Origin of the sequence: Paracraurococcus lichenis (genome assembly GCF_030657435.1) — a bacterium.
Taxonomy (GTDB): Bacteria; Pseudomonadota; Alphaproteobacteria; order Acetobacterales; family Acetobacteraceae; genus Paracraurococcus; species Paracraurococcus lichenis.
Window position 1 is genome coordinate 1 of the sequence record NZ_JAUTWS010000368.1, and the last position, 832, is coordinate 832.

1 protein-coding gene is annotated in these 832 nt (G+C 64.2%); it reads right to left on the bottom strand.

The features are described from left to right. Nucleotides 1–298, bottom strand: a 298-nt coding sequence (locus tag Q7A36_RS40280; RefSeq protein ID WP_305109405.1) for a TniB family NTP-binding protein, incomplete at its 3' end; no start/stop codon positions are given. Nucleotides 299–832 lie beyond the last annotated feature (534 nt).

The window sequence follows — 832 nt, forward strand, 5'->3', positions numbered from 1 at the left end:
AGGGAAACTCGAAAGGCAGGAGTTCGCGCCGGTCCGCCACAAGGCTAGGCGCGCCCAAGACTTCGATTCGGCAGCCGTCCGGAACGACGGGATGCAGGGCGACCAACTGCTTTAAGAGGGTGGTTTTCCCAACCCCCGAGGGGCCCGTGATGGGGATATTGGGCGGCTCGTCCTCGACACCTGCGTACGACATTGCATCGACGACTGCCTCAAGGGCGGTCGTCAGCCGCGGGTGCGCCACGTACTTGCGCGCAAATGCCGCATATGCCACCCGAGTATGGGACGGGAATGTGGTCATGACTTCCATGTCTCCTGGATTAGCCTGACTTGTGCGATGCTGTCGTCGGCGGTGAAGGCCCGCCGCGGACGAACGGGCTGAGGCTGAGGGGGCTCGCCTGACGCCGTCTGGGGTGTCCGAGAGATAGGCGATGGCGCGGCGTTCGACAGAGTCGGGGACAGCGTGTTGGCGCCGTCTGAAGGCAGGACGGCGGCGCCAGGAAATGGGCTGAGTGTCTGGCCCGCCCAGGGCCCTGTGGGCGCGGCTAGGTTGCCGAGTGTGTCAATCGAGCCAACGAGGTGCGTCGAATTGATGCCCAGGGCGCGCGCAATCTCGGGGCCTGAGCCCAGGGCCACGACCTGCGGTAGTGACTCCACAATAAGCGCCTTTAGGTCCGCCAGGCCCAGGACGTGAGCATACTCGTCCTCCTCGTCTAGGCCACGCTGTCTGATCTGCTTTTGGACAAGGTTATGCACGTAGAGGCTCAGGCCGTCAGCATAGTCGCGCCGGTAAGCCTCGCCCCGCACCCAATCTTTCAGGTCGGGGTGCCTGACA